6 protein-coding genes and 1 pseudogene are annotated in these 4821 nt (G+C 56.3%); 2 read left to right on the top strand and 5 right to left on the bottom strand.

Features of this window, described 5'->3' with window-relative positions:
* From Q0C48_RS12330 to Q0C48_RS12340, 3 genes and pseudogenes are all read right to left on the bottom strand, one after another.
* Positions 1 to 352: pseudogene (locus Q0C48_RS12330) on the bottom strand (ABC transporter ATPase); the annotation flags it as partial.
* A gap of 73 nt (positions 353 to 425) precedes the next feature.
* Positions 426 to 1457, bottom strand: a complete 1032-nt coding sequence (locus tag Q0C48_RS12335; protein WP_291524795.1) for an AAA family ATPase — start codon at positions 1455 to 1457, stop codon at positions 426 to 428.
* Positions 1454 to 2203 carry a hypothetical protein gene (locus tag Q0C48_RS12340; protein WP_291524797.1) on the bottom strand — a complete coding sequence of 250 codons (750 nt, stop codon included), beginning with the start codon at positions 2201 to 2203 and terminating at the stop codon, positions 1454 to 1456. Before Q0C48_RS12340 ends, Q0C48_RS12335 begins: the two co-directional genes overlap by 4 nt.
* A gap of 564 nt (positions 2204 to 2767) precedes the next feature.
* On the opposite strand from Q0C48_RS12340, the gene Q0C48_RS12345 reads away from it, so the two are divergent.
* Complete coding sequence (locus Q0C48_RS12345; RefSeq protein ID WP_291524799.1) at positions 2768 to 3067, top strand: Arm DNA-binding domain-containing protein; 300 nt, start codon at positions 2768 to 2770, stop codon at positions 3065 to 3067.
* 59 nt (positions 3068 to 3126) lie between these two features.
* Here Q0C48_RS12345 and Q0C48_RS12350 read toward each other — a convergent pair whose 3' ends face one another.
* Together Q0C48_RS12350 and Q0C48_RS14730 are read right to left on the bottom strand one after the other, a co-directional pair.
* A complete protein-coding gene (locus tag Q0C48_RS12350) occupies positions 3127 to 3660 on the bottom strand; it encodes a type II toxin-antitoxin system VapC family toxin (RefSeq protein ID WP_291524801.1) in 534 nt (177 codons plus the stop codon).
* Positions 3569 to 3808: a type II toxin-antitoxin system prevent-host-death family antitoxin gene (locus Q0C48_RS14730; protein ID WP_366937053.1), complete on the bottom strand. Its 240-nt coding sequence runs from the start codon at positions 3806 to 3808 to the stop codon at positions 3569 to 3571. The genes Q0C48_RS12350 and Q0C48_RS14730 overlap by 92 nt, the downstream gene beginning before the upstream one ends.
* A gap of 254 nt (positions 3809 to 4062) precedes the next feature.
* Between Q0C48_RS14730 and proS the strand changes: the two genes are divergently transcribed.
* The coding region (proS, locus tag Q0C48_RS12355) for a proline--tRNA ligase (protein WP_291524803.1) at positions 4063 to 4821 on the top strand (759 nt) is incomplete at its 3' end.

The raw sequence follows: 4821 nt of genomic DNA on the forward strand, positions 1-4821 counted from the left end.
GCCACAAGTGGCGGGTGCCGTTGGTTAGCGGATCGCGCTTCGTTGCCGGGCTTTCTACCACGTGGTCAAGCAGCCCGCCGACCGCCCACATGCCGTTTGTTACTTTTAGTTCTATGGTGACGCCCATCAGCTCATCTATGAGTATTTTTAGCCTTCCCAGGCTATATCCCGAATCAGATAGTGTTTTCCTGACTTTTGCCGGATCCACCAATAGCTCGACGCCGCCATCCTCTATTTCGCGGGTAGCCTCCTCGCACCACATGAAGGCTTCCAGCACATCCTGATGTCTCTGCCCGAACCGCCCCGTTACTTTGCACCACCCCCAGCTGGTGCTTATCTTTTCGCCAGTCATGTATGTCGGCCTTTGCGTCGGCTGACACAGCCTTAGTCTTGCTGGACTGACCGTCGCTGTAGGCAACCGCTGGTTACCATGTCCGTTCATGGTCACCTCCGTTCTTTGCCTGTAAGTATTCGTTATCCCGTGGGGAGGGTTTGGGGTCCACATCAGCTTTTTTCTTTCTGGCTTTTCGTGGTTGCTTGTCGTTGTCGCCCGCCATCTGGGGGTAATGCGCCATGAACGCGTCACGGGTGGTGGGGACCAACGCTAAACCGCCATCTGGGTTCATCTGGACGATCGCGGGGCGCTCGGGTGTCCACGGCGGCAACGACATTTCGTTATGCTTGCTGACGCCAAAAGCGAGGAATCGCTTGACCGGGTCGCGTGGATCATAGTCGTGTCCACCAGGCACCATGTCCATTTCCCCGCCCCGCAACCGGGTGACCCCGGCAATCCACCGCAGAGCGCCGGGTAAACCATTCCCGCCCGCCCGACTGAGATAGTGCAGCCGCTGCGGTACTTCTTGTATGGCAGATGCCTGATTTGTGTGGGATATCGTAAGAACGGTTGGATCGCCAAGCATTTTGGCCCACTGGCGAATCGTTATCCCTAAATCGTACTGCTGCGGTTGATTAACGATGTCCGATCCGGACGCTGCACTGGCCAAGGTGTCTATGATCATCAGCACGGGCTTGATGGCGAGCACCCACTCGTTGACCTGCTTACCCCATGGGGTGGTCGCCCATTGGTCGCTGTGCTTATCCCATGCCCACATCGGCGGGCAGTCTCCATGCTCGTTTTGGGGTAGGACTAACATGCCCGGATCGACATTTCGTCCTTGACTGGCGCGATGCAGATCCCGTGCGAAGGCCGCTATGCCAGACCGCTCACCACCCAATAGCACGACAGGCCCGGCGATGCATGGCAGCCCATACCAGCCCCCCGCACGACTCGACACGGCAATGGCGAGGTCAAGAGTAAGGCTGCTTTTGCCTTCACCAGGAGGCCCAAAAATATCGCCCACCGTGCCGACTGGCAAAAGACCCTCAATTGCCCATTCGATTTTGGGCGGCGGAGCTTCCAATAATTCGGCGGCGTCGATGATCTGTATGGCGCTCATTGGTCACCGCCATGAGCAGGTGTGACCAGTTTGGGCTGCGCAATGCGCGGGCGCCCCCTGGGCCGGGCAGGCGGTGCAACTACAGGTATAGGCGGAGATATGATCGCTTGGAGAATTTCAGCGGTGAAGCGTGGTCCGACAGATGTTTGAACCGGCGCGGGAATTTTTCCGGCAGAGACCTTATTACGGAGGGTTTTTGGTGAACAGTCCAGGATCCGCGCGGCGGACTGGAATGAGAAGAACGATTGCTGATGCTGATCAGCGGCACAGGTTAGTAATTGGTATGGCGGTTCGCCGGGTTCTCCGGGGCCGTCATCTGATGATGCCTTTTTGGCCGGATTTCCACCCCATCGCCGCTTATGGCCGCCCTGCCGCCCCTGCCCGCGGCGACGATCCGTGATTTCTCGACCGATGCTTCCCTTTTGGCGCACCTGCCAAGGGAAGGTTCTCGTATGCGCATTGTAAATTTTGCTGGCAAAGCGCCAAGGCGAGCACAATCGATCAGGTCGCTCCCAACCCGCGTCGACCTTGCCCTGGTCAATCTTTCCCTTGCGCGCGAGTGAGTCGATTGCCACAACCGCCATCCCCGCCGCCGTGAACCCCAGGATCACATACAGAAGACTTACGGAGTTCCCACGGACAAACACATCAAGAAGTATCCATACGATGAATACCGGCATGGCGACATTCACCGCCACCCATCGGGCAAAACCAAATCTGGAGCTCCAGCCATGTTCTGTACTCATTTTTGACCATCCTTCAGCATTGAGGTTGTGGGTGGCCTTCCGGTGTAGGGATATGCTGTATCCCTGTATCCCCCGTGTTAGCCCCAACGCTCCTATAATGCACCGATTTAAAGTGCTGTCAACAGGTTGATTTATATGTTGTTTATAGAGATATGCTAAAAGCCATGCTCTGCTATCTGGCTCGTAATACTTGCTCCCGTTCTGACGCACTGGCGCTGCATTGGCGCTGCACTGAGCAACGGGATAGGTAGGTATATCGCGGGATAATGCGGGACAGGGGTTATTATAAGATGATGATAAATAGAAAATATGAAAAATGCTTGCGTTTCAAAATGGCAGAATTTCGTGCCAATTCGCGTTCGCAATGCGAAGGTCGGGAGTTCGATCCTCCTCCGCTCCACCAATTAACTATCTCACCAAGTCCCAGCTCGCATCAAATCCCACTGAAAGCCGCTGACTTATATAACAGTGGCTTTTTCTTTGTCTCACAACATCTCAAGATATCGCTTGCCATCTCGGGGCAACTGGGGGCAACCAAGATAAGCCTATTCGGAGTTGCCCCCAATGTCCTTGACTGACACTAAAATCCGGCAGTCTAAGCCTAAGGAGAAGTTATACAAATTATCTGATGAAAAGGGGCTCTACCTAGAGATTGCTCCTGCCGGAGGGAAGTGGTGGAGACTGAAGTTTCGGGTGGACGGCAAGGAAAAACGGCTATCACTAGACTCCCGGTGTCAGCATAGTTGTCGCCAAGCACCCCGCCTTATCGTTATCCGCCCTCCATGTGGCTTAGTAAGCCGCATGGAGGGCGCGCGCAGCTCTTCGTCCCTTACCCAGATGCCGCCTGCCCCTAAAATAACTTGACCACAGAACCATCAATTGTCTAAGCAACCCATGTTCCCAAATTTTCCTGCTTGTTTATTTTACACGACGTCCCCAATGCCATTGCTGGCGCGAACGCCCATCATCGCCGCCGCTTTCAGCATCTCCTTGTCCAGCGATAACACCAGATCGGCCCCATGATTTCTGGCGATGGCCAGATGCAACGCATCGGCTGTGCGCAGAGCTGTCGCATAGTGCCGAATGTAATTCCCTGCCAAGACAAAATCGTCGTGCCCAGGACGCAGCACACGGAAAACATCACGAATCAAATCATCGCACATGCCTTCGGCGGCTAGCGCCTCCTCCTCACGCAAACCACTCATGCGGACCTCGCGGGCCAGCAGGCTGGAGAACTCAAGCCGCGTGAGGCTGTTCAACACAAATTCACCAGCAGGCAATGCTTGCAGGTATGCAGTCACCTGCACGCTCGTCGGTTCCTCCAGAATGAGTGGCGCCAGAAAACTCGTGTCGAAATACCACACCTCAGGTCGACTCGTCCCGCCTCTCTCGCAAGAGGTCAACACTCCGTTTGCGCCAATGTGGCATTCTGGCCCGAAATGCAGCAAGGCGGTCAACCGGGAGTGCTCCGGTGGTTTTATCCGCGCTCTCCACGCGCGCTACAGGCCGCCCATGGCGCGTGATAACCACCACTTCACCGTTTTCCACCTGATGGAGTATTTCACTGAGATGCGCCTTGGTTTGGGCCAGGGTATAGGTTGCCATAGTTGTGTGCCCTGTATGACCATAATAGTAGTCATACTAAAGATCGGCAGCGCAAGCTTCAACGATCGAGCAGAACGGCTGGCGCGACGCAGTCGCGCGGACGGACCCGATTCCTCTCCTACTGCGAATCAGGTCAGCAAAATACATCACGTCACCACCTCCATTTGATCCGTCGCCAGACTTGGCGCGCGCCGCCCCTTCCTTTGTCTCCCGCCCTTTCTTACACTGTATGCTACGACTCAACAGGACTTTTTATGCGCGCCAGTCAGATCTTCATCCCCACCCTTAAGGAGACACCCGCCGAGGCGGAGCTCATCAGCCACCAGTTATTGCTGCGCGGGGGCTTTATCCGCCGCCTGGCTTCCGGCTTGTACACCTGGATGCCCTTGGGGTTGCGGGTGTTGCGCAAGGTGGAGCGGGTGGTGCGCGAGGAGATGGACCGCAGCGGCGCGCAGGAACTACTGATGCCGCTGGTACAGCCCGCCGAGCTGTGGCAGGAGTCGGGGCGCTGGGAACAGTACGGCCCGGAGCTGCTGCGCTTGCGGGATCGTCATAACCGCGATTTTTGCCTGGGACCCACCCATGAGGAAGTCATCAGCGATCTGGTGCGGCGGGAGATTCACTCTTACCGACAGCTTCCCGTCAATTTCTACCAGATTCAGACCAAGTTTCGCGATGAAATCCGCCCCCGCTTCGGGCTGATGCGCGGGCGTGAGTTCATCATGAAGGATGCTTATTCCTTCCATATGGATCACACCTCGCTGGAGATCACTTACCAGACCATGTATGAAGCCTATCAGCGGACGTTCACCCGTCTTGGGCTGAACTTCCGTGCGGTGGAGGCGGATAACGGGGCTATTGGCGGCAAGCGCTCCCATGAGTTTCATGTGCTGGCGGACTCTGGGGAAGATGCCATCGTCTCGTGTCACCACTGCGCGTATGCCGCCAACATGGAAAAGGCCCAAAGTCGCCCGGAACCCGTCGGGACGGAGGCGCCGCTGCTTGCCGGGCAG

It is taken from the genome of Acidithiobacillus sp. (genome assembly GCF_023255755.1).
Classification (GTDB): domain Bacteria; phylum Pseudomonadota; class Gammaproteobacteria; order Acidithiobacillales; family Acidithiobacillaceae; genus Acidithiobacillus.

What these genes read in the sequence shown, in the direction of transcription:
- Q0C48_RS12345 (WP_291524799.1), top strand. Translation starts at nt 2,768, where the DNA reads ATGTCCTTGACTGACACTAAAATCCGGCAGTCTAAGCCTAAGGAGAAG.
- Q0C48_RS14730 (WP_366937053.1), bottom strand. Translation starts at nt 3,808, where the DNA reads ATGGCAACCTATACCCTGGCCCAAACCAAGGCGCATCTCAGTGAAATA.
- Q0C48_RS12335 (WP_291524795.1), bottom strand. Translation starts at nt 1,457, where the DNA reads ATGAGCGCCATACAGATCATCGACGCCGCCGAATTATTGGAAGCTCCG.
- Q0C48_RS12340 (WP_291524797.1), bottom strand. Translation starts at nt 2,203, where the DNA reads ATGAGTACAGAACATGGCTGGAGCTCCAGATTTGGTTTTGCCCGATGG.